This window comes from Pseudarthrobacter sp. RHLT1-30-1, from assembly GCF_059383415.1.
The window spans coordinates 143,694-163,335 of sequence record NZ_JBWZCG010000003.1; the positions used below are offsets into that span (position 1 = coordinate 143,694).

General features: G+C 63.6%; 23 protein-coding genes. 14 read left to right on the plus strand and 9 right to left on the minus strand.

What is annotated here, in order from left to right; genetic code table 11:
* Positions 1–2: 2 nt before the first annotated feature.
* The 10 genes from AC50YM_RS04245 to AC50YM_RS04290 all read left to right on the plus strand — a co-directional run bounded on the left by AC50YM_RS04245 (position 3) and on the right by AC50YM_RS04290 (position 8,789).
* A complete protein-coding gene (locus tag AC50YM_RS04245; protein WP_494955746.1) occupies positions 3–890 on the plus strand; it encodes a type II secretion system F family protein in 888 nt (295 codons plus the stop codon).
* A gap of 296 nt (positions 891–1,186) precedes the next feature.
* Positions 1,187–1,399 (plus strand): Flp family type IVb pilin, encoded by a 213-nt coding sequence (locus tag AC50YM_RS04250; protein WP_494893007.1) that lies wholly within the window; start codon positions 1,187–1,189, stop codon positions 1,397–1,399.
* A gap of 135 nt (positions 1,400–1,534) precedes the next feature.
* Positions 1,535–1,909, plus strand: coding sequence for a TadE family protein (locus AC50YM_RS04255; protein ID WP_494955747.1), 375 nt, complete (start codon positions 1,535–1,537; stop codon positions 1,907–1,909).
* Positions 1,897–2,925, plus strand: a complete 1,029-nt coding sequence (locus AC50YM_RS04260; protein WP_494955748.1) for a pilus assembly protein TadG-related protein — start codon at positions 1,897–1,899, stop codon at positions 2,923–2,925. The genes AC50YM_RS04255 and AC50YM_RS04260 overlap by 13 nt, the downstream gene beginning before the upstream one ends.
* Before the next feature lie 42 nt (positions 2,926–2,967).
* Complete coding sequence (gene cpaB / locus AC50YM_RS04265; protein WP_494955749.1) at positions 2,968–3,735, plus strand: Flp pilus assembly protein CpaB; 768 nt, start codon at positions 2,968–2,970, stop codon at positions 3,733–3,735.
* The gene (locus AC50YM_RS04270; protein ID WP_494955750.1) at positions 3,732–4,925 is read left to right on the plus strand and encodes a CpaE/TadZ family protein; all 1,194 of its coding nucleotides are present in this window, start codon (positions 3,732–3,734) and stop codon (positions 4,923–4,925) included. Before cpaB ends, AC50YM_RS04270 begins: the two co-directional genes overlap by 4 nt.
* Positions 4,922–6,415: a TadA family conjugal transfer-associated ATPase gene (locus AC50YM_RS04275; protein ID WP_494892994.1), complete on the plus strand. Its 1,494-nt coding sequence runs from the start codon at positions 4,922–4,924 to the stop codon at positions 6,413–6,415. The genes AC50YM_RS04270 and AC50YM_RS04275 overlap by 4 nt, the downstream gene beginning before the upstream one ends.
* A gap of 7 nt (positions 6,416–6,422) precedes the next feature.
* Entirely contained in the window at positions 6,423–7,358 is a 936-nt protein-coding gene (locus tag AC50YM_RS04280) for a type II secretion system F family protein (protein ID WP_494955751.1), read from the plus strand.
* Between the two features lie 7 nt (positions 7,359–7,365).
* Positions 7,366–8,250 (plus strand): type II secretion system F family protein, encoded by an 885-nt coding sequence (locus AC50YM_RS04285; protein ID WP_494955752.1) that lies wholly within the window; start codon positions 7,366–7,368, stop codon positions 8,248–8,250.
* An 83-nt stretch (positions 8,251–8,333) separates the two neighbouring features.
* Positions 8,334–8,789 (plus strand): Hpt domain-containing protein, encoded by a 456-nt coding sequence (locus AC50YM_RS04290; protein WP_494955753.1) that lies wholly within the window; start codon positions 8,334–8,336, stop codon positions 8,787–8,789.
* On the opposite strand, the gene AC50YM_RS04295 is transcribed toward AC50YM_RS04290, so the two are convergent.
* The gene (locus AC50YM_RS04295; protein WP_494955754.1) at positions 8,786–9,553 is read right to left on the minus strand and encodes a response regulator transcription factor; all 768 of its coding nucleotides are present in this window, start codon (positions 9,551–9,553) and stop codon (positions 8,786–8,788) included. The genes AC50YM_RS04290 and AC50YM_RS04295 overlap by 4 nt on opposite strands.
* 206 nt (positions 9,554–9,759) lie before the next feature.
* Between AC50YM_RS04295 and AC50YM_RS04300 the strand changes: the two genes are divergently transcribed.
* Positions 9,760–10,629, plus strand: coding sequence for a sensor histidine kinase (locus AC50YM_RS04300; protein ID WP_494955755.1), 870 nt, complete (start codon positions 9,760–9,762; stop codon positions 10,627–10,629).
* Between the two features lie 19 nt (positions 10,630–10,648).
* On the opposite strand, the gene AC50YM_RS04305 is transcribed toward AC50YM_RS04300, so the two are convergent.
* From AC50YM_RS04305 to AC50YM_RS04340, 8 genes are all read right to left on the minus strand, one after another.
* Entirely contained in the window at positions 10,649–11,539 is an 891-nt protein-coding gene (locus AC50YM_RS04305) for a tRNA pseudouridine synthase A (RefSeq protein WP_494955756.1), read from the minus strand.
* A gap of 32 nt (positions 11,540–11,571) precedes the next feature.
* Positions 11,572–12,273 carry a 50S ribosomal protein L17, sunset domain variant gene (gene rplQ, locus AC50YM_RS04310; RefSeq protein WP_494955757.1) on the minus strand — a complete coding sequence of 234 codons (702 nt, stop codon included), beginning with the start codon at positions 12,271–12,273 and terminating at the stop codon, positions 11,572–11,574.
* Between the two features lie 76 nt (positions 12,274–12,349).
* Entirely contained in the window at positions 12,350–13,360 is a 1,011-nt protein-coding gene (locus AC50YM_RS04315; protein ID WP_018773683.1) for a DNA-directed RNA polymerase subunit alpha, read from the minus strand.
* Between the two features lie 133 nt (positions 13,361–13,493).
* Complete coding sequence (gene rpsK / locus AC50YM_RS04320; RefSeq protein ID WP_018773682.1) at positions 13,494–13,895, minus strand: 30S ribosomal protein S11; 402 nt, start codon at positions 13,893–13,895, stop codon at positions 13,494–13,496.
* Positions 13,896–13,947: 52 nt separating this feature from the next.
* The gene (gene rpsM, locus AC50YM_RS04325) at positions 13,948–14,322 is read right to left on the minus strand and encodes a 30S ribosomal protein S13 (RefSeq protein ID WP_024366110.1); all 375 of its coding nucleotides are present in this window, start codon (positions 14,320–14,322) and stop codon (positions 13,948–13,950) included.
* A gap of 173 nt (positions 14,323–14,495) precedes the next feature.
* A complete protein-coding gene (gene rpmJ / locus AC50YM_RS04330; RefSeq protein ID WP_009358722.1) occupies positions 14,496–14,609 on the minus strand; it encodes a 50S ribosomal protein L36 in 114 nt (37 codons plus the stop codon).
* 70 nt (positions 14,610–14,679) lie between these two features.
* Positions 14,680–14,901, minus strand: coding sequence for a translation initiation factor IF-1 (infA, locus tag AC50YM_RS04335; protein WP_011775571.1), 222 nt, complete (start codon positions 14,899–14,901; stop codon positions 14,680–14,682).
* A gap of 177 nt (positions 14,902–15,078) precedes the next feature.
* Positions 15,079–16,026: a P1 family peptidase gene (locus tag AC50YM_RS04340; RefSeq protein ID WP_494955758.1), complete on the minus strand. Its 948-nt coding sequence runs from the start codon at positions 16,024–16,026 to the stop codon at positions 15,079–15,081.
* Positions 16,027–16,283: 257 nt separating this feature from the next.
* Between AC50YM_RS04340 and AC50YM_RS04345 the strand changes: the two genes are divergently transcribed.
* The 3 genes from AC50YM_RS04345 (at position 16,284) to AC50YM_RS04355 (ending at position 19,593) form a co-directional block, all read left to right on the plus strand.
* Entirely contained in the window at positions 16,284–17,237 is a 954-nt protein-coding gene (locus AC50YM_RS04345) for a carbohydrate ABC transporter permease (RefSeq protein WP_494955759.1), read from the plus strand.
* Between the two features lie 80 nt (positions 17,238–17,317).
* A complete protein-coding gene (locus tag AC50YM_RS04350; RefSeq protein WP_494955795.1) occupies positions 17,318–18,172 on the plus strand; it encodes a carbohydrate ABC transporter permease in 855 nt (284 codons plus the stop codon).
* Positions 18,173–18,246: 74 nt separating this feature from the next.
* Positions 18,247–19,593 (plus strand): ABC transporter substrate-binding protein, encoded by a 1,347-nt coding sequence (locus tag AC50YM_RS04355; RefSeq protein ID WP_494955760.1) that lies wholly within the window; start codon positions 18,247–18,249, stop codon positions 19,591–19,593.
* The last annotated feature ends 49 nt before the right edge of the window (positions 19,594–19,642 follow it).

The window sequence follows — 19,642 nt, forward strand, 5'->3', positions numbered from 1 at the left end:
CCATGAGCGTAATGGCCTGGTTCATAGTGGCAATCATCGTTGTTCCCTGTTCGGTTATGGTTTGGGCAGTAATCTCAGTCGACCGAACAGGCCTGGCAGCTGTCCGCAACAATCTTGGACGAAGCAAGGGAGCGTCAGCGGACACTTCGGGCGGCCTCAATGCACCGAAGCTCGCGCAACTGGGTCAGCGTCTGGCCCCAAAAGGGTATCCGGCCTGGCTGGATAAGTTGCTCGCCAAGGCGGGAAGGCCGGCCGGCATGCCGCTGGAGCGGCTGCTGGTGATCAAGCCGTCACTCGCCCTGGTGGCCGGCCTCTTTGGGGTTTTGTATGTTGTCAAAACCCCCACGGGTACCACCATTCTGTTGGCGTTGTTCGTGACCGTACTCGCGTACTTCGTTCCGGACCTGCTTCTCCATAGCCGGGGGGCTAAGCGCCAGGAAGCCATCGAACTGGAGTTGCCCAGCACCCTGGACCAAATGCTGATTTCGGTGGAGGCCGGACTTGGCTTTGAATCAGCAATGGCGCGCGCCGGCCAGAACGGAAGCGGCCCGCTCGCCGCGGAACTCCTCCGGACGCTACAGGATATGCAAGTCGGCAGGAGCCGCCGGGAAGCCTACCTCGCCATGGCTGACCGCACCGGAGCCCCAGACCTGCGGAGCTTCGTGCGGGCCGTTGTCCAAGCGGATGTGTATGGCATCGCGATAGCAAGCGTCCTCCGGACGCAGGCCAAGCAGATGAGAATCAAGAGACGTCAGCGGGCTGAAGAGAAGGCAATGAAGCTTCCCATCAAGGTGCTGTTTCCCCTCATGCTGTGCATTCTGCCGGTGCTCTTCATCGTCATCCTCGGGCCGGCCGTCATCAACATCATCGCGGCCTTCTCCAACATGTAAGACCAATCAAAGCGGCTACACCAGCGCCCAATGACCGGACCCCCTCGGACCCAGAGCCGAGGGGGTCCTCCAAAAGACCGGACCCCCTCGGACCCCAGAACCGAGGGGGTCCTTTTGCGTCCGGTCACTGCGCCTAGCTCAAGCGCAGGTTACTTACAGAAAACACACAGGATAAGTGCAGGTTGGGAAGCCTTGGCACAGGATACGGCAAGCAGCGTAACTTCGGGCGAATCGCATTGCTAACTTTCAGGCATAGCTGGTGTCTGGCCAGTTTCCCAACTCGCTCAGGAGCTCACGTGCTTTCTCTTATCGCAACCCTTCAGACCCTTGGGTTCACCGCCAAGAACCGCCTTCGTGACGAGAAGGGTGCAACTGCCGTGGAATACGGCATTATGGTTGCCCTCATCGCCGTAGCCATCATCATCGCCGTCACGGCCCTTGGTACCCAGCTGACAGACCTCTTCGAAACCGTCACGGCCGGGCTCGTACCGCCTGCTGCCGCGCCGTAGTCCCTGGCCTCATCTCAGGACATATCGACAGGTGCGGTGAAGGGTAATCATTCCTTCACCGCACCCTCGTTCGTAGTGGCCTCCGGCCACAGTGCAAACCGGCCACAATATCCATCCGTTGAAAGGTCGCCACGCATGCGCGAGGGCACGGAGCGCGGCGCTGTCGCAGTGGAGTTCGCACTCCTGGCGCCCGTCCTGATCATGCTGCTGCTTGGCATTATGGAATTTGGCCGTGCCTACAACGCGCAGATCACGCTATCAAGCGCCGCCCGCGAGGGCGTTCGCGTCATGGCAATCGGCAACAACGCCACAGCTGCCCGCACGGCGGCCAGGAATGCGGCCGTCGGGATGCAACCCGCACTGACAGATTCCAACATCACCATTAGCCCGACAACCTGCACCACCGGCGCGCAGGTGACCATTACGATCTCTTACACCCTCTCCACCGTGACACGTATCGCGGGGCCGTTCCCGATGGAAGGCAAGGGGGTGATGCTATGCGGCGGATAGCTAAAGTCGCTCCGCCGAGGGATCGCGAGCGCGGGGCCATCAGCATCCTGGTCGCCATCTTGATGGTGGCGCTGTTGGGCTTCAGCGCCCTCGCCGTCGACGTCGGGATGCTCTACGCCGAACGGACCCAGCTCCGCAACGGGGCCGATGCTGCCGCCCTCGCCATCGCCCAGGAATGCGCCCGCAACATCAACGATTCCGACTGCGATGCCACTTCGCCGCTGGCACGGGAACTGGCAAACAAGAACGCCGGAGACGGCGCCAGTAACATAGCGTCCTTCGTCGTGGATAAGGCCGCCGGTACCGTTAAAGTGACGGCCGGAGCGCAGGAAGCCGGGCAGGTTTCTAACAACGTTTCGCTCTTCTTCGCCAGAGCCTTGGGGATCAACGACGCTACCGTAACCGCCGCCGCCACCGTGCAGTGGGGCCGCCCGGTAGCGGGCCCGACGACGTTCCCGATCGCCTTCTCCATCTGCCAGGTCAAGGGCCACGTAGACGCCGGTCTGCAGCTTTTGGTGAGCCACGGAAGCAAGGGCGAGACGAGCTGCAATTACGGGCCGTCCGGGGCCGTAGTTCCGGGCGGATTCGGCTGGCTGCTGCGCGCCTCGGGTACCTGTGCGGGAAATGTCAACGCCGCGAATTGGGCGGCTGGCGAACCCGGGAACAGCTATCCCAACATTTGCGATGACCAGTTGCGGGCGTGGGCCACGGACATCACAGCAGGCAAGGACGTGACGGTCCTGCTCCCGATTTTCAATCAGGTGACCGGTACCGGCACCAGCACTAGCTACAAACTCATCTCTTTTGCGGCCTTCCAGGTCACAGGCTGGAGTTTCAATGGCAATACCTTCCCCCGCACATTCCGCAACAAGCCGCCGTCCCTCCCGGCATTGGCCTGCGACGGCAGCTGCACCGGCATCATCGGCAGCTTCGTCCATTACGTCTCCCTAGATAAGGCCTACACCTACGGGACACCGGAGGACTTTGGGGCCGGCGTCGTCAAACTCACGCAGTAACCCCCCGTCGCTATACTTTCCACCACCAGTCCAGGAGCAGTTTTGAAGTCACGCCTATTAGCCGGGATCGCCGCCGTGGTCCTGGCCGTGATCGGCGCCGTTCTGGTGGTGTCCTACGCCAGCGGTGCGGACGCGAGGGCCGTCCAGGCCCTTGAGCCTTTGAAAGTCCTGGTAGTGACGAAGCCTGTACCGGCCGGTACTGCCGTGGAAAGCCTGCTGCCCTTCTTGACCGCCCAGTCGCTTCCGGGCACCGCGGTGGCAAAGTCCGCGCTGCGCAGTCTCGACACCTTCGCCGGCAAAGTCACCGCTGTCGAACTGCTTCCGGGTGAGCAACTCGTCGCGGAACGGCTGACCGCACCCGAAACCGCGCAGTCCGCTGGATCCGTGCAGGTGCCGGAGGGGCTTCAGGAGGTCTCGTTCCAGCTGGATCCCCAGCGCGTAGTTGGTGGACGGCTCGTAGCCGGGGACCACATCGGCATCTTCATCTCGTTGAAAGGTGGGGGCATCGAGGCGAAGCCGGACAAGGAGACGACGCAGCTGACACTCCACAAGGTCCTGGTGACGTCAGTGCAGCGTGCCGCCAGCGCGGCCCCGTCGCCCGAGCCCACTGCCAGCGGCTCAGCGGCCCCGGTCGAGGATACGTCGCTGCCCACCGGATCGTTGCTGTTGACGGTCGCCGTGACCGACGTGGACGCCACCAAAATCGTCTACGGCTTGGAATTCGGCACCCTCTGGCTGAGCAAGGAGCCGCTCACGGCCAAGGACAGCGGCCGCCCTGGAATCATGACGAAACCGGAAGTGTACAAATGAGCCGTTTTGTCCTGATCACGCCCAATGCCGACTTCGATTCCCGCGTGCGTCTGGCTCTGGCCGGAAGCCTGCCGGGAGGCCTGCAGACCTTCCCCTTCGTGAACCCTTCAGATCCCGGGGAGTTGTTCGCGAAGCTTGACCAACAGCGTCCCGAAGTCCTCATTCTTGGACCGGATGTGCCCGTTGACGACGCCCTGCGGTTGGCCACGATCTTTGACGTCCAACTGTCTGAGCTCAGCATCATCCTGGTGGGCGAACCGGACCCCGATTTCCTGCTGCTGGCCATGCGCGCCGGCATCCGGGATATCCTCAGCCCGAACGCCGACGCTGCCCAGATCCGGGTCATGCTGGAACGGGCCTGCCAGTCCTTTGCCAGCAAGAACCGGTCGGCAGCGGTCCAACAGCCGGACGCCCCGAAGGGTCTGGTGATCGGCGTCTTCTCGCCCAAAGGCGGAGTAGGTAAAACAACCATTGCCACCAACATCGCCATCGGGCTGGGTCAGGTTGCCCCCATGGGCGTTGTGATCGTGGATCTGGACCTCCAGTTCGGGGACGTCGCCTCGGGCTTGTACCTCCACCCGGAGCACACTGTGACCGATGCGGTCTCCGCCGCGGCGAGCCACGATTCACTGGTCCTTAAAGCGTTCCTGACCGTGCACCCCGGCAATATCTACGCTCTCTGCGCGCCGAGGAGCCCCGAAGAAGCGGACAACATCACGCCCGAGCAGGTGACGCGCCTCCTCGGTCAGCTCGCCGAGCAGTTCCAGTACGTCATCGTGGACACTGCCCCCGGGTTACCGGAGGTGGGCTTGGCTGCCATGGAGCAGTGCACGGACATTGTCTGGGTGACCGCCATGGATGTTCCCAGCATCCGCGGGCTGAGGTCCGGCCTCGAAATCCTCCGGCGTTTGGACCTCCAACCTGATACACGTCATGTTGTACTGAATCTGGCCGATTCCGCATCTGGACTCAGCGTTCAGGATGTCGAAGCCACCATCGGCGCGCCAGTAGACGTCAGTATTCCGCGCTCCAAGGCCGTCGCATTTTCCACGAACCGGGGCATCCCGGTACTCCAGGAGAGCCGCAAAGACCCGGCCGTCAAAGGGCTGCGGCAGCTGGTTGAACGGTTCGATCCTGCATGGCGTGCCAGGGCAAAAAAGAAACTCCACCGAAGAGTGGTGGTCCAGTGAAGCTTTCTGAACGTCTCGCCGCCGCCGAGGGCGGGTCCGTTGCCCCGGCCAGGCTCACTCCGGTGCCCGGCCGAACCGCCCACGCCGCGCCTCCCAATCTGCTCAAGGCTCCCGCCCCGATGGAACGGCCGCGCGCCCCGATCGCAGCCCCCACGTTCGAAGACCAAACCGACCCGCACCGCTCTGTTGGCCCGCAGCCGGTGGATGTCTTCGCTGCCCTCAAGCAACGCGCGGCCACGGCCCTGTTCGAGCGTATGGGCGGTCGCTTCAACGATTCCGCCCTCACGGAAGACGAATTGCGTTCCTCCGCCCGGGAAGAACTCACCCGCATCATCGACGCTGAACAGGTCCCGTTGTCCGGCGAGGAACGCCTCCGGCTGGTCCAGGACGTGGCAGACGACGTGCTGGGCTACGGACCGTTGCAGCGGCTCCTGGATGATTCCGCCGTAACGGAGATCATGGTCAACGGCATGGACCAGATTTACGTTGAGCGCCACGGCAAACTGACGCTCACAGAATCGAGGTTCAGTTCCGAAGACCACCTGCGCAAAGTGATCGAGCGCATCGTCTCCAAGGTGGGACGCCGCATTGACGAATCATCTCCGCTTGTGGATGCACGCTTGGAGGACGGTTCCCGCGTTAACGCCGTCATTCCGCCGCTCGCGGTGGGCGGCTCCTCGTTGACGATCCGAAAATTCAGCAAAGTTCCGCTCACGGTCCAAAACCTCATCGAGTTCGGCACCCTGACACCAGAGATGGCGGAGCTCCTTGATGCCTGTGTCAAGGCGAAGCTCAACATCATCGTCTCCGGCGGCACCGGCACCGGCAAGACCACACTGCTCAACGTTCTGTCATCGTTCCTGCCCCATGACGAGCGCATCGTGACGATCGAGGACGCCGTCGAGCTCCAAATCCAACAGCGCCACGTCGTCCGCTTGGAAAGCCGGCCGCCCAATACCGAAGGCAAAGGCGAGGTCACCATCCGTGAGCTGCTGCGGAACTCCCTCCGTATGCGCCCGGACCGGATCGTGGTCGGTGAGGTTCGTGGCGGGGAGTCGCTGGACATGCTCCAGGCCATGAATACCGGACATGACGGGTCGCTGTCCACGGTGCACTCCAACTCGCCCCGGGACGCCGTCGCCCGCCTGGAGACCCTGGTCCTGATGGCGGGAATGGACCTGCCGCTCCGCGCCATCCGGGAGCAGATCGCCTCCGCCGTCAACCTGATCATCCAGATCTCCCGTCTGCGCGACGGCAGCCGCCGCATCACCCATGTCACGGAGGTGCAGGGCATGGAAGGGGACATCGTCACACTGCAGGACGCCTTTGTCTTCGACTATTCCGCCGGTGTCGATGCCCACGGCCGGTTCCTCGGCAAACCGGTCCCCACCGGCATCCGGCCCCGGTTCATCGACCGATTCGAAGATTTCGGCATCCATGTCTCACCCGCAGTATTCGCCGCTCCCCTGGCGCCAGCCGGAAGGCAGTGAGCCGACCTTGACAATCCTGCCCCTCGGCGTTGGCCTGTTCTCGGTCGCCCTTTTCCTGCTGGGTTTCGTTTTGCTCGCCCCGCGAAGGGCGGGTGTGCCGCTGGACCGGCGTCAGCCCGCCCAGAACCAAGCAGACTCGCAATTGACCCGGTTCGCCGGCTCGGCGGTCCACCTGGTCGACGGGTACTTCTCGCAGCGAAAGGTGCGGTTGTTCAGCAGGGAGGCACTCGAAAACGCGGGCCTGCGGCTGGGCCAGTCCGACTTCTTTGTGTTGGTGCTGGCCGGTGCCTTCGTCGGCGCACTGGCAGGCTTCATTGTCGCGGGCCCGTTGCTGGCAATCCTGTTCGTCCTGCTGGCACCTTTGGCGGGTCATCTCGTGATCGGCTTCCTCACCGGCAAGCGCCGCGTCATGTTTGACCAGCAACTCGGCGACACCCTTCAACTTCTCTCCGGCGGCCTCAGGGCAGGCCACAGCATCCTGCGGGCCATTGACGCAGCAGCATCCGAATCGCTCAGCCCGACCGCGGAGGAGATGCGACGGGTGATCACCGAAACGAGCCTCGGCCGCGACCTCCAGTCGTCCCTCACCGATACAGCCGAGCGGATGCGGAGTGATGACTTTGTCTGGATAGCCCAGGCGATCCAAATCAACCGGGAAGTGGGTGGGAACCTCGCCGAAGTCTTGGACCAGGTGGGCGAAACTATCCGCGAGCGCAGCGAAATCAAGGGCCACATCAAGTCCCTGGCGGCCGAGGGAAAGTTCTCCGCATATATCCTGATGGCCATGCCGTTCGGCATCGTTGCGATGCTCATGGTGGCCAACCCCGGCTATATGAACTCCATGTTCACTCACCTGCTGGGTTGGATCATGATCGGCGCGTCCCTCATCATGATGACCATCGGCGGTCTGTGGATGCGCAAGATCATCGATCTGAAGTTCTGAGGTGTCGATGAACCCCTCGGTACTACTCGCCCTGCTCCTGGTCTCCCTGCCGCTCGGATATCTCGTCTGGACAGCACTCTCCGTCGACCGGAAGTCACACCGGGCCATCCGCGAGCTCCTAGCAGCGGGCACGGAAACCGCGGTGGTCACCGAGGCACCACGGACCTCGGTGCTGGAATGGATCGGATACCGTCTCACGCCGGCCGGCTATGTCCGCAAACTCGACACGCTGCTGTCCCTGGCGGGTCGCCCCACCTCCCTTCCCCTTGGACGGGTGCTGGCCGCCAAGCCCTTGCTCGGCCTTGCCGGTGCGCTGCTGGGCTGGTACATCAGCGCGACGGGTTCAACGCCCATTATTAAGGCGGTGGGCCTCTTTGTGGTCGTGCTGGGCTACTTCATCCCTGATCTGATGCTCCACAGCAAGGGCCAGGAGCGGCAGAAGGCCATGCAGATGGAACTGGCCAACACCCTCGACCAGATGCTTATCTCTGTGGAAGCGGGCCTGGGCTTCGAAGGAGCCATGGCCCGCGCCGGAGAGAACGGCAAGGGGCCGCTCGCCGAGGAGCTCGTCCGGACGCTGCAGGACATGCAAGTGGGCCGGAGCCGCCGTGAGTCCTACCTGGCACTCGCGGAGCGGACCAGCATCCCTGAACTGCGCAGCTTTGTCCAGGCCGTCGTCCAGGCAGATACCTACGGCATCGCCATCAGTAGGGTGCTACGGATCCAGGCCAAGGTAATGCGTGTCAAGCGGCGGCAACGGGCCGAAGAAAAAGCCATGAAGCTTCCGGTCATGATCCTGTTTCCCCTGCTCTTTTTTATCTTCCCGGTGCTCTTCATTGCCATCCTTGGCCCCGCCGTCATCAACGCGATAGATACCTTCAGCGGGCAATAGCGGCAACAAAGGAAAGCACAAATTTGCCACAGGAAATTGCCAGAATCTGAAGCATCAACCGGGGCAGGCAGTACCGTGGACCCATGTCCTTACTCGGAGCACCAAACGGTGGCGGCACGATCAGCGGCCTGTCCGCTGACACTTCTCCCGGTCGCGCGGGTCTGGCCAGGCCAGCGGCTCCAGACGCCGCTCCCCCGCTCGTGGATCCTGCCGCACTGCAGGAACTCGGATCACAGCTGGACAGCACTGCCGTGGCCGAGGGATTCGCGAGGGACTATACCAACATGTGGGACAAGCGCTACCAATCCTTGGCAACATCCCTCGCGAGCGGCGACGAGGCCGCGGCTCTGGACGCGGTACTGAGTTTGAAGACATCCTCGGCGATGGTTGGCGGCATCCGCCTGGCCGAGCTCGCCACCGAACTTGAAGATGCCATCCGCGCCGGCCGCGCCGTCCTCGCGCGGTCGCTCCTGCGCGAAGTCGCCGAAAGTGGAAATGAAACGGTGGACGAACTGCAGCTCAGCCTCCGCGACAGTTAGTCCAGGGCAGGCGCGAGCCGGTAGCCCACGCCGCGGACCGTCTGAAGCCAACGCGGCTGCACGGAATCCTCTCCCAGCTTGCGCCGCAGGTTACCGATATGCACCTCGACGGCACGCTGGTCGGATTCACTGATGTACGCGTCCGCGCCGTAATACTCACCCCGCACTACACGCACGAGTTCCACCTTAGTCCGGACAGCGCCGGCCCCCTTGAGCAAGGCGTGCAGAAGATCGAATTCACTACGGGTCAGGCTGGTGGGTTTGCCGGCAAGGGTGACCGACCGGGTATGCGGGTTCAACATTAGGCCGTTGTGCATAAACGACGAGTCCTGGGCCAGCACAGTACTTTTCGCAGTCGCCACCCCTGGCTCCCGGAGCGCTAGAAGGGCATCCAGCCGCGGCCTGCGCATCATCGCAGCCACCCGGGCACGGAGTTCACGCGGCCGGAACGGTTTGGTCAGGAAATCGTCGGCCCCGGTGTGCAGGGCAGTGAGCATGTCCAACTCGTCCACTCTGGCTGTCAGCATGACCACATAGGCATCACTGAACTGCCGGATGCGGCGCAGTACTTCAAATCCGTCAATATCGTGGAGGCCAATGTCCAGGGTCACGACGCTGGCGTTCTGGCTCCGCACAACTTCAACCCCCTCGCGCCCGCTGGTCGCGCCGTGGACGTCAAATCCCGCCTGGCTCAGCACGGCTTCGACCAGGTGGCGAACGTCGTCATCGTCCTCTATAACGACTGCGACTCCCAGGTCAGTCATGGCTCCCCTTTGCACAGCGGCATTCACCCCCATGGCGGCCGCGTCGGTACTGCGGCGCACACAGAGCGCGCCAGTATTGCCAGAATACCCACGCAGTAGCGCGAATTGGCATTTAGGCACAGCAGTGGCCATAAATGTTCATTCTGTGTCAAGGTAACGTGACGAATACAGTTAAATTGGGGTAGCGAGGAAAGGATTCGGCGTCATTGAGTAAACAGCAACGGGTAGGAAACCCGGAAGGCAGCTTTGCGGGACTCGCCCGTGCTCTGCCGCCGGCGCTATCCCGGTTGGCCGGGCACAGGGAAACCCAACTCCACGCCCTCCTTTCCGACAGCCACGAGCGCGAACACCGGCTTAACCAGGAGATAACCGCGTTGGTCGATGCCCTGACGGAGAAGGACCATCTCGTCGCCACCGTCTCGCACGAGTTCCGCACTCCGTTGACTTCCATCATCGGCAACCTGGATCTGCTCCGCCTCGAGGCAGCCGAGCTGTCCCCCTCCGCCAGGACCTGGCTTGAAGTCGCGCAGCGGAACGCCGAACGATTGTCGGCGATGGTCTCGGACCTCCTGGTGTCGGCCGACTCAACGCTGCATGTCCACCCGCGCCGGACTGATCTGGCCAGCCTGGTCGAGGCCAGTCTCGCCTCGGCCCGGGGTTACGCCGAGGCAGCCCGGGTCTCGCTCTCCATGGACCTTCCGGCCCCGCTCTGGGCTGAAGTGGATCCGCTGCGGATCAGCCAGGTCCTGGACAACCTGGTCTCCAACGCCATCAAGTACACGCCCGACGGCGGCGCCGTCCACGTCTCCGCCGGCACCGCGGGGACCCGGGTTCTGCTGCACGTGGAGGATAGCGGCATAGGCATGACGGCCGTCGACGCCGAACGTGCTTTCTCCCGTTACTTCCGCAGCGCCGCGGTCAGCGCCGGCCCGATTCCGGGCGCCGGACTGGGCCTGTCCATCACAAAGGCGATCGTCGAACGGCACGGCGGCACTATCTCCGTCAGCACAAGTCCGGGTCGCGGGAGCACCTTCACCGTGGAACTGCCGGCCGGGGCGGTCCCTCCGGCGCCCTAGTTTTCGGGCAACGGCTCCGCTACTGCCGCATTGCCCGCGTCAGCTCCGCCCGGGCCAGCAGCCCGCTCGCCGAGGGGTAGGCCACTTCCTCCAGCACCAGCGGGTGCGGGGCCGAGAGCACCGACTTCGCATCGCGCTGGCGGTCGAGCAGCCGCCGATACAGCCACCCGGGCTCCTCGATGCCGGCCCCCACGAACAGCGCCGAACCCACCAGGGAGCGCACCATGTTGTGGCAGAACGCATCAGCCTGGACCGTGGCGACGATGACGCCGTCGGCGCCGCGGGAAAACTCGAAGCGCTGCAGTTCCCGGATGGTCGTGGCGCCTTCCCGCGGCTTGCAGTAGGAGCGGAAATCCTGGAGTCCCAGTAGCTGTGAGGCGCCCTCGTTGAGCAGTCCGACGTCGAGCCGTTCCTGGTGCCACAGCGTGGCATTGCGGCCGAGCGGGTCCCAGCGGGCTGGTCCGTCCGCGATCCGGTAGCTGTACCGTCGCCAGAGCGCGGAGAACCGCGCGTCGAAGCCCACGGGGGCGGGGGTGACCCTGTGGACCTCGATGGCCCCGGTCAGGTCCCCGAGACCACGGCTCAGGGCGCCGCGGAGCCGCCGCAGCAGCGCAACGGCAGGATCCAGCTCCACACCGCGGTTGAGGCCCAGCCACTCCGCCTCGCTGAAGTCGACGTGGACCACCTGGCCGCGGGCGTGCACGCCGGCATCGGTCCGCCCGGCGACGGTCACCCGAATGGGCCGGCGGATGAGCAAGGCGAGGGCCTCCTCAAGGGTGCCCTGGACGGTACGCCGTCCGGGCTGGACGGCCCACCCGCTGAAGGGTCCGCCGTCGTACGCCAGATCGAGCCGGACACGCAAAAACCCGTTGCCCCCTCGAAAAGGGGCAACGGGTTTCTGGTCGTTCATAACGTCAAGTCTACTTCGGAAAGAAGGGCAGACTACTCGGCTGCGCCGGCCTGCGCAGCGTCGCCGCCGGCAGGGGCGAAGCCAGCAGCAGCTGCCGATTCTGCGGAGTCGAACCAGACTTCAGCAACCGTGTTGTCGTACCAGCGGGAGCCCGGAACGTGGAACTTCATGGAGTCCTCGTTGCCCTTGACAGCGAAGCCCTCAGGAGCATCCTCGCCAGCAACAGCAGGCTTGGAGCCGGCGTACTTGGCCTCAGCAGCTTCGGTCTCAACAACCTCGGCCTCGACGGGAGCTTCCTCGGCGGCCGGAGCAGCCTTCTCAGCGTCGCGCTTTGCAGCGGAGGTAGCCTCGGCTACGACTGCCTGCTTGGCGGAAACCGGCTCGAGAACCAGTTCGATGACAGCCATGGGAGCGTTGTCGCCCTTGCGGTTGCCGATCTTGGTGATGCGGGTGTAGCCGCCGTTGCGGTTCTCCACTGCCTGTGCAATGTCGGTGAACAGCTCGTGGACGATGCCCTTGTCGCTGATCAAGCCGAGTACACGGCGGCGGGAAGCCAGGTCGCCACGCTTGGCGAAAGTCACCAGGCGCTCGGCGTACGGCTTCAGTCGCTTGGCCTTGGTCACCGTGGTGGTGATCCGCTTGTGCTCGAACAGTGCGGCGGACAGGTTCGCGAGCATAAGACGCTCGTGAGCTGCTCCGCCTCCGAGGCGCGGACCCTTAGCGGGGGTAGGCATAATAGTTTCTCCTCATATGGAAGCCGTTGGGCTGTGCACACCGTGGTGCATCAGCCCGCGGGCCAAGATCTGTTTGTTAGAGTTCGTCGTCGCTGAAAGCGGCGTCGTCCTCTTCAATTGCTGCGGCGCGTGCTGCGAGGTCAAATCCGGGAGGCGAGTCCTTGAGGGACAGGCCCAGTTCAACCAGCTTTGCCTTGACCTCATCGATGGACTTCGCACCGAAGTTACGGATGTCCATGAGGTCGGCCTCGGAGCGGGCCACGAGTTCACCCACGGTGTGGATGCCCTCACGCTTGAGGCAGTTGTAGGAACGGACGGTGAGGTCCAGATCCTCGATCGGCAGTGCCATGTCCGCTGCCAGGGCAGCATCCGTCGGCGACGGGCCAATCTCGATACCTTCAGCTGCGGTGTTCAGCTCGCGGGCCAGACCGAACAGTTCCACCAGGGTGGTACCTGCCGAAGCGACGGCATCGCGCGGGGCGATGGCCTGCTTGGTCTCGACGTCGACAATGAGCTTGTCGAAGTCAGTGCGCTGCTCAACACGGGTAGCTTCCACGCGGAAGGTAACCTTCAGGACCGGTGAGTAGATCGAGTCGACCGGAATGCGGCCGATCTCGGAGTCACCGGACTTGTTCTGAGCTGCCGAAACGTAGCCGCGGCCGCGCTCGATGGTCAGTTCGAGTTCGAACTTGCCCTTCGAGTTCAGCGTGGCAATGTGCAGATCCGGGTTGTGGAATTCGACGCCGGCCGGCGGAGCGATGTCCGCGGCGGTGACGACTCCCGGGCCCTGCTTGCGCAGGTAAGCAACAACCGGCTCGTCGTGCTCGGAGGAGACCGACAGGTTCTTGATGTTCAGGATGATCTCGGTGACATCTTCCTTGACACCCGGAACCGTGGTGAACTCGTGCAGCACGCCATCGATCCGGATGCTCGTGACAGAGGCACCGGGGATGGAGGAGAGCAGGGTACGGCGGAGTGAGTTTCCGAGCGTGTAACCGAAACCGGGCTCCAGCGGTTCAATGATGAACCGTGAGCGGTTTTCGGAGACGACCTCTTCGGAGAGGGTGGGGCGCTGTGCAATGAGCACTTAGGTTTCCTTTCGGCGAGCATCCGCTATATGACGCAACACAGGTGGTGGAAAAATCGGTCTGAAGACTTAACGCGACTGGGCTTGCCCGGACCGGTGAGGGTCCGGGCAAGCTCCGGTGCGCTGGAAAGCCTTAGACGCGGCGGCGCTTCGGCGGACGGCAGCCATTGTGGGCGCTGGGGGTTACATCCTGGATGGATCCAACCTCAAGGCCAGCAGCCTGCAGCGAACGGATAGCCGTTTCGCGTCCCGAACCCGGGCCCTTGACGAATACGTCAACCTTGCGCATGCCGTGCTCCTGCGCACGCTTTGCGGCGGCTTCGGCGGCCATCTGGGCTGCGAACGGGGTGGACTTACGTGAGCCCTTGAAGCCAACCTCACCGGATGAAGCCCAGGAGATGACAGCGCCATTCGGATCCGTGATGGAAACGATGGTGTTGTTAAAGGTGCTCTTGATGTGCGCCTGGCCAAGCGCGATATTCTTCTTGTCCTTCTTACGCGGCTTGCGAACCGCGCCACGAGTCTTCGGGGGCATTTTTTCTCCTACAGAAAGTTATTGGGGGAAGACCTGGTTAGTCCCGCAGGGACTATCTGGTCTTCTTCTTGCCTGCGACGGTGCGCTTCGGGCCCTTGCGGGTACGCGCGTTCGTCTTCGTACGCTGTCCGCGCACTGGCAGGCCCTTACGGTGGCGAATACCTTCGTAGCTGCCGATTTCAACCTTGCGGCGGATATCTGCTGCTACTTCGCGGCGAAGGTCACCCTCAACCTTGTAGTTGCCTTCAATGTAATCACGCAGCTGGACGAGCTCGGCGTCGGACAGGTCCTTGACCCGAACGTCCGCGCTGATGCCGGTGGCAGCCAGGGTTTCGTGTGCACGGGTCTTGCCCACGCCGTAGATGTAAGTAAGCGCAATTTCCAACCGCTTTTCGCGGGGAATGTCTACGCCAGCGAGACGAGCCATAGAGGCAGTGCTCCTTGTATAAACCGGAGGTCGTAGGCAGTACACCCGCACGTTTTGTGCGGCCCCAGCCTCCGACCGGGGGTTAGCTGTACGGGCTCATATGTCCCAAATCAGCTTGTGCTGCCTTTATTTACTTGCGTGGGCTTGCAGCCCAGGATTTCCCGTGAGGGAAATTAGCCCTGGCGCTGCTTGTGGCGCGGGTTCTCGCAGATCACCATGACCCGGCCATTACGGCGGATCACTTTGCACTTTTCGCAGATCTGCTTAACGCTCGGCTTGACCTTCATGGCGTTCCTTTGCGTGTTGCAGTTGGTCAGCTGAACCGGCCCTTGAGCTGTTGCCCCGGCCGGCCAGTGTTTACTTGTAGCGGTAGACGATACGACCACGTGTCAGGTCGTACGGGCTCAGCTCCACCACTACCCGGTCCTCAGGGAGAATCCTGATGTAGTGCTGGCGCATCTTTCCTGAGATGTGTGCCAGAACGACGTGCTTGTTGGTGAGCTCAACGCGAAACATCGCGTTAGGCAGCGCCTCAGTCACAACGCCCTCGATCTCAATGACCCCGTCCTTCTTGGCCATACCCTCCGCTAACTGTTGTTTGCCGCAGCCTCCGGTTTGCACCGAAAATCACCGCGAACGTTTTTTGATTGATTGGCTGATGCCTCCCGGCCACAAATGGGCACAACAGGGCAGACAACCAACAGACAACACTACGCCATTGCGGCCCGAATGTTAAATCCAGCAAGCGTAGCGTACTCAGCCTCCGTATGCACCAAATTCGCCCGCCGGCGTGCTCACAGACTGCGCTGAGGCGATCCCGTCGAGGATGGCCTGCCGCACGACGTCGGCTGCCGCACTCTGCAGGGTAATCAGACTTACCTGCCGGGCCGTCTCGCTGCTGCGGTCCAGGGCCAGCGCGCCCGTGGCGAGGCAGAACACCGTGTCCCCGTCGGCCAGGGTGTGGCTCGGGTTCAGCGCGCGGGCCAGCCCGGCGTGGGCGGCAGAGGCGGTGCGCTTGCATTCGGCCTTGTCCAGGACGGCGTTGGTGGCGACGACGACGAGGGTTGTGTTGAGCGCGGGGGGCGGTGGATCCGAAACCCTCTGCGGCTGCCGCTCGTGCTCGTCGAAACCCGTGTACGGCAAGCCGAGCGCGTTGACTACAGCTAACGCTCCTACTACCACGCCGTTGTCCAGGGTGATGGAGGCTGTGCCTACTCCGCCTTTGTATTTGCCGCGGCCGATGGCTGCTCCGGTTCCGGCTCCGACGTTGCCGCGTTCGACGTCGTGCGAGATGGGGCGGGCGGCGGCGTCGGCGGTGGCCGCGTAGCCCATGGCCGCGTCCGGCCGGGCGGTGAAGTCCCCGCCGCGGCCGAGGTCAAAGATCGCCGCGGCCGGCACGATCGGGACCACTCCCCCGGGAACGGCGAAGCCGCGGCCCTTCTCCTCACACCAGAGCTGCGCGCCGAGGGCTGCGGCGAGGCCAAACGCGCTGCCCCCGGTGAGCACGACGGCGTCGACGGTCCGGGAAAGCGTCGTCGGGTCGAGGGCATCAGTCTCGTGCGTTCCGGGGCCGCCGCCACGGACATCGACGGAGCCTACCGTCCCGGCCGGAGGCAGCACCACCGTCACGCCGCTCAGCCACCCCTCGCCCGTCCTGCCGGCATGGCCGACCCTCAGTCCCGGCACGTCAGTAATCGCAGTCATGGTCCCATTGTGCGCTCCGGCGGCCGGCACCCCCTCCACTCCATCGTTTTGACGAACCGCCCGAAGATGTCTGTATTCCGGACAACGCATATGGGAGACTGCTCCCACACAGCGTTAACGGGCAACGAAGCCTTGGACAACAAAGATCTCCCGGGGTCTTGTGCGGGGTATTGCCCACAAACCATGTGGTGAAGTGATAGCAAGGTATCCCCGCTCACCCGCCTGCCACGGCAGGCACAGACCCGTAAGAGACCTGAATGACCCGACAATTGACCGATCGGCCGCCCCGCGACTCAGTTGAGGCCAAACCTGCCACGGCCCCGCGCGCCCGCTGGTCCGCCAGAACCCGGCGGGACTTCTTTGTCTTCCTGGCGCTGGCCCTGCCCAACCTGATCCTGATAGCGGTGTTCACGTACCTCCCGCTCTTCAACAACATTTACTACTCCACCCTGGACTGGACCCTGGGCTCAGCCTCGGCCACGGTGGTGGGCTTCGACAACTACGTCACCTTCTTCACCAGTTCGGATGCCACCAAGGTCCTGGGCACCACCGCCGTTTTCACGCTCGTCACGGTCGGCGGTTCCATGCTGCTGGGACTGCTGGTGGCCCTCGCGTTGAACTCCAGGATCCGCGGCACAACGTTCGCGCGGTCAGCAGTCTTCGCCCCCTACGTGCTCAGCGGCGTCGGCGTCGGGCTCGTTTGGCTGTTTATTTTCGATCCGGGCTACGGGGTGCTGTCCTGGCTGCTGCGAGGCATCGGCCAGCAGAGCCCGCAGTGGATCAACGATCCACAGCTCTCGCTCGTCATGGTCATGATCGTCTACATCTGGAAGAATCTGGGCTACTGCGCCGTCGTCTACCTTGCCGGGCTGCAGTCGCTCCCGCAGGACGTCATGGAAGCCGCGTCGCTGGATGGCGCCAACGGCTTCCGGCGCTTCCTGAACATGTCCATGCCGCTACTCTCCCCCACCACCTTCTTCCTGCTCATCACCACGATGCTCAGCTCGCTGCAGGCGTTCGACCTGATCCGGATCATGACCCCGCTGGGCAACGGCACGAGCACGCTGATCTACGAGGCCTATCTGCAGGCCTTCGGTGCGTTCAACCGGGCCGGCTACTCGGCGGCAATCTCCGTGATCCTGTTCGGCATCCTGCTCATCATCACCGTGCTGCAGCTGCGGTTCGTCGAACGGAAGGTGCACTACTCGTGAGCACACTGTCGCCCGTCAGCCCCGACCCGGCCGATAACGCCGGCCCTGCTTCCGGCCCGGACGCCCGCCCCGAAATTCCGCTGCAGCGGCACCGGCCGTTCTCCCGCGCAAACCTGATCCAGACCGTGGTGGGCGGCTATGTTCCGCTGATCCTGGCCACGCTCGTGGTGTTCCTGCCCCTGCTGTGGATGGTGCTGAGCTCGTTCAAGCTGCCCGGCGAGATCATCACGATGGATTTGAAGATCCTGCCCAAAAGCCTGAACTTTGAGAACTACAACATCGCCATGACAACGGTGCCGTTCGCCCGGTTCTTCGTGAACAGCCTGATCGTCACCGGGGTGGGCGCCACCATCAAGGTCCTGCTGGCCATCCTGACCGCCTACGCCCTGGTGTTTGTCCGGTTCCCCTACAAAAACGTGATCTTTGTGCTGATCCTCGTGGCCCTGATGGTCCCGCCGCAAGTGTCCATCCTGCCCAACTACATCCTGATCGCGGGAATGGGCGGAAAGAACACCCTGTGGGGCATCATCCTGCCCGGCCTTGGCACGGCGTTCGGCACCTTCCTGCTGCGCCAGCACTTCATGACGCTCCCCGCTTCCATCCTGGAATCGGCCGAGATCGACGGCGCCGGTCACTGGCGCCGTCTCTGGCAGATCGTGGCGCCGGTCTCCGGGCCGTCGATCGCGACGGTCGCGCTCGTCGTCGTCGTGAGCGAATGGAATGACTACATCTGGCCGCTCATCATCACGGACCGCCCCGAGACGATGACCCTGCCGGTAGGCCTGACACTGCTGCAGAACTCCGAGGGCAACGGCTCCGGCTGGGGCATTCTGATGGCCGGCGCCGTGCTCGTGATCCTGCCCATCCTGCTGGTCTTCGCCGCCCTGCAGCGCTACATCGTGGCAGGCCTGACCCAGGGCAGCGTCACCGGGTGACGCCGCCGCCGCTATCTCCCCCAGTCACACAATCATCACCAATCAACGAGTCAGCATCATCGAGAGGATCCACCATGGCATTTAATCTTGACCGCCGGAATTTCCTGGGACTGGCAGGTGCCGGAGCCGGTGCCGCCGCACTGGCTGCCTGCGGGGGCCCGTCCACCGGGGGCAGCACTCCCGCCACCAGTGCCGCGGACATCGATTTCAGCGGCGTCAAGCCCGCAGCATCGTTCGATTTCTGGTCCAACCACCCGGGCAAGTCCCAGGACGTGGAGAAGGCCATCATCGAGAAGTTCCAGGCCAAGTTCCCGGACATCAAGGTCAACCTGGTCACCGCCGGAGCGAACTACGAGGAAATCGCGCAGAAGTTCCAGACCTCCCAGGCCGCGAAGTCCGGCCTTCCCGGCGTCGTGGTCCTCTCCGACGTCTGGTGGTTCCGGTACTACTCCAACGGCAACATCATCGCGCTCGACAGCCTGATCAAGCAGCTGGACATCAAGGTCGATGACTTCCAGAAGTCCCTGATCGCCGACTACCAGTACGAGAAGAAGCAGTGGGCGCTCCCCTACGGCCGCTCCACCCCGCTCTTCTACTACAACAAGGACCACTTCAAGGCCGCGGGGCTGCCGGACCGCGCCCCGAAGACGTGGCAGGAGTTTGCCGAGTGGGCGCCCAAGCTGAAGGCCAGTTCCGGCGCCCAGTACGCGTACATCTACCCGGCGCTGGCCGGTTACGCGGGCTGGACGCTGCAGAACAACCTGTGGGGCTGGGGCGGCAGCTGGTCCAACGAGTGGACCATCAACTGCGACTCCGCCGAGTCGGTCGCGGCACTGCAGTGGGCGCAGGACTCCATCTTCAAGGACAAGTGGGCCGGGGTCTCGTCCAAGGAAGCGGCCGACGACTTCGCCGCCGGCATCACCTCCTCCACGATCTCCTCCACGGGTTCGCTGCTGGGCGTGCTGAAGTCCGCGACGTTCAACGTGGGCGTTGGCTACCTGCCGGGCGGGCCCAAGAACGAGAGCCCCGTCTGCCCCACCGGCGGCGCCGGCCTCGGCATCCCGAGTGGCGTCAGCAAGGAGGTCCAGCTCGCGGCCGCCACGTTCCTGAAGTTCATGACGGAACCCGAAAACACCGCGCAGTTCTCTGCGGCGACCGGCTACATGCCCACCCGCACCTCGGCTGACATGACCGCCGTGCTCGCGGCCACCCCGCAGATCAAGACCGCCATGGACCAGCTCGCCGTGACCCGTGTCCAGGACAACGCCCGGGTGTTCCTGCCGGGCGCGGACCAGGAGATGGCCAAGGCCGCCGCGGCCATCCTCACCCAGCAGGGCGACGTCAAGGCCACCATGACGGCGCTCAAGGCCACGCTGGAGGGCATCTACACCAAGGACGTGAAGCCGAAGCTCAAGAGCTGACCCGGCGCAGGCCGTTCGCCCACACGACGAAGCCCTAGCGATGCTGGTA

Excerpts from the sequence above, each read along its gene's own strand:
- AC50YM_RS04245 (WP_494955746.1), top strand. The coding sequence starts at position 3 with ATGAGCGTAATGGCCTGGTTCATAGTGGCAATCATCGTTGTTCCCTGT.
- AC50YM_RS04255 (WP_494955747.1), top strand. The coding sequence starts at position 1,535 with ATGCGCGAGGGCACGGAGCGCGGCGCTGTCGCAGTGGAGTTCGCACTC.
- AC50YM_RS04260 (WP_494955748.1), top strand. The coding sequence starts at position 1,897 with ATGCGGCGGATAGCTAAAGTCGCTCCGCCGAGGGATCGCGAGCGCGGG.
- AC50YM_RS04270 (WP_494955750.1), top strand. The coding sequence starts at position 3,732 with ATGAGCCGTTTTGTCCTGATCACGCCCAATGCCGACTTCGATTCCCGC.
- AC50YM_RS04285 (WP_494955752.1), top strand. The coding sequence starts at position 7,366 with ATGAACCCCTCGGTACTACTCGCCCTGCTCCTGGTCTCCCTGCCGCTC.
- AC50YM_RS04290 (WP_494955753.1), top strand. The coding sequence starts at position 8,334 with ATGTCCTTACTCGGAGCACCAAACGGTGGCGGCACGATCAGCGGCCTG.
- AC50YM_RS04295 (WP_494955754.1), bottom strand. The coding sequence starts at position 9,553 with ATGACTGACCTGGGAGTCGCAGTCGTTATAGAGGACGATGACGACGTT.
- AC50YM_RS04305 (WP_494955756.1), bottom strand. The coding sequence starts at position 11,539 with ATGAACGACCAGAAACCCGTTGCCCCTTTTCGAGGGGGCAACGGGTTT.
- rplQ (WP_494955757.1), bottom strand. The coding sequence starts at position 12,273 with ATGCCTACCCCCGCTAAGGGTCCGCGCCTCGGAGGCGGAGCAGCTCAC.
- rpsK (WP_018773682.1), bottom strand. The coding sequence starts at position 13,895 with ATGCCCCCGAAGACTCGTGGCGCGGTTCGCAAGCCGCGTAAGAAGGAC.
- rpsM (WP_024366110.1), bottom strand. The coding sequence starts at position 14,322 with ATGGCTCGTCTCGCTGGCGTAGACATTCCCCGCGAAAAGCGGTTGGAA.
- rpmJ (WP_009358722.1), bottom strand. The coding sequence starts at position 14,609 with ATGAAGGTCAAGCCGAGCGTTAAGCAGATCTGCGAAAAGTGCAAAGTG.
- infA (WP_011775571.1), bottom strand. The coding sequence starts at position 14,901 with ATGGCCAAGAAGGACGGGGTCATTGAGATCGAGGGCGTTGTGACTGAG.
- AC50YM_RS04340 (WP_494955758.1), bottom strand. The coding sequence starts at position 16,026 with ATGACTGCGATTACTGACGTGCCGGGACTGAGGGTCGGCCATGCCGGC.
- AC50YM_RS04345 (WP_494955759.1), top strand. The coding sequence starts at position 16,284 with ATGACCCGACAATTGACCGATCGGCCGCCCCGCGACTCAGTTGAGGCC.
- AC50YM_RS04355 (WP_494955760.1), top strand. The coding sequence starts at position 18,247 with ATGGCATTTAATCTTGACCGCCGGAATTTCCTGGGACTGGCAGGTGCC.